The following is a 2043-nucleotide window of genomic DNA, read 5'->3' on the forward strand; positions in this document are numbered from 1 at the left end:
TTCAAATCAAAATTTTGGTGTTTTAAAAGAAAAATACCTCTGCAAGAACTAAAAATCATAACTACTTTTTGAATGATTTTATGCAAAATTTTAGATTACATGTAACTGGCGATACCTAAAAAGTAATCGCTAGTTTTAATCCATATTCTGATTTTTAAAATCAAAATATATTTGTTTAACTCATATTTTCTTTTTAAAAGTTGATATATATTTATGAGTAAAACAACTGTATCAATATACTTTATTTCCTCTAAATAATCTCTCAAAATCAAAAATAAAGTTATTTAAAATTTAAATAACTTCTGTGATAAGATTTATAAAAAAGGAGATTAAAATATCTTAGAAATTCTTTATATTTGTAAAAAACATCGATGTTTTATTTGATTTAGTAAAAATTTTTGAAGAAGAAATGGCGGAATTATTCGAGTTGAAATCAAAACAACTTACTATACTAAAAATTCAAATAGTAAATAGCAATTATAATTAAAAAGAGGTTTAAACTGTGAATTTAAATACTGATGATTTAATTACTTTACATACAAATATAAACAGACAAGTAGGAAAAGAAATATTTCCAAGTGGACTTAGGGCTTATGGCGAAAAATCTATATTAAAATCTATTCAAAAATTAATAGAAGACGATAAATTAGTTATAAAAAAAGATGTAGAAAATAGTTTGAATTATTTTACAGTTTCACAACTAAGAGAGTTACTTAAAAATAATAATCTTCCTATATCTGGAACTAAACCAAAACTTATTCAACGTGTTAAGGAAAATTTTGGTTCTATACAAAATATAGAACTTCCCTCTTATTATGACGCGACTGATGAAGGAATATTTTTAATAAGAGATACAAAATACTTAATGCACTTTATAACTAGTTGGGATCATATAAGTTACAAACAAGCTTTTTATATAGCTGAGCATTATATAGATAATACATGTGAAGATAAAATTTTAGCAATATATGATTATAAACTAAGTAAAAAAGATAATAATAATGACTTAATGGCGATATATAGAGCTTTATGTGACTATTATCTAAATGAAAAGAAAGATTTAGATAATAGTAGAAAATATTTAAATTTAATATATTATGATCACTTAAAAACATTAATTAACACTTTAGATTCAGATAGTATATACAATTCATATTATGATGAAGAAGATAAGTCATTAAAATATGAGTCAATAAAGACAGTAGTAAAAAATTATATAAAATATGATACTTTTGTAAATACTTATGAAATATTAATCATTGATTTGAACTATTCTATTGATGAATTAGTAAGTATGTTTAAAGAAGATATTAGTGAATATGAAAATGAGTTGAGTAACGAGCTAATTTATCATTTTATAAGCTGCATAGTGGCATATACTTTAGAAGAAAATGAAACAGAATCTGTATCAAAATTATATAAATGGTTAAAAAATGAATATCCTTATAAACACACAGATGAAGATTACGAAGATAACTATGACGATGGCTTCATTTCAATAGATATTCAAGAATTAATGAAAATAAAAGAAGATATCAATGTACATATTAATAAATATGACGGACGCATTATTCTATATTTAAAAGAAGAAAGACTAAGCACATTTTTGAGTGAAAATGACCATGAATATTAAAGTGAAAAATGGTTAATAGCTATTTTACAGGTGATATCAAAATCAAGACATGAAGAAATTCGTTTCCACTCGTTTCAAAAATAAAAAAGAGGTTCCTTATGTTTAAAATCCAAGATCAAAATTATTTTAAAAGAGCATTAAAAACCTTTATATTATCAACGGCTTTATTACTAGTAACAATTCCTATTGCTTTAATTTTTCATCCTTCAGAAGAATTTATAAAACAATTAGGCTCCAGTTCACCCGAAAGCGTTAGTAAAACACAAGGACTAAAAAAAGTTTGGGGTTTTATACAAAATAATGGCTTTCATGTACCAATACAAATGCTTTTGTTAGCATTAATACCAATACCATTTTTATATACTATAAACTTAATAGGGTTCTGTTGCAAAGTTGAATTTATAGTATAA

At 23.6% G+C, this 2043-nt stretch carries 2 protein-coding genes; both read left to right on the forward strand.

Annotation, left to right across the window (positions count from 1 at the left end):
* The first annotated feature begins 502 nt into the window (after positions 1-502).
* Positions 503-1633, forward strand: coding sequence for an SAP domain-containing protein (locus tag HMPREF2897_RS01515; protein WP_002504099.1), 1131 nt, complete (start codon positions 503-505; stop codon positions 1631-1633).
* Positions 1634-1731: 98 nt separating this feature from the next.
* Positions 1732-2043, forward strand: a complete 312-nt coding sequence (locus HMPREF2897_RS01520; RefSeq protein ID WP_002495691.1) for a hypothetical protein — start codon at positions 1732-1734, stop codon at positions 2041-2043.

Source organism: Staphylococcus sp. HMSC065D05 (assembly GCF_001813195.1).
In the GTDB taxonomy this organism is placed as follows: Bacteria; Bacillota; Bacilli; order Staphylococcales; family Staphylococcaceae; genus Staphylococcus; species Staphylococcus epidermidis.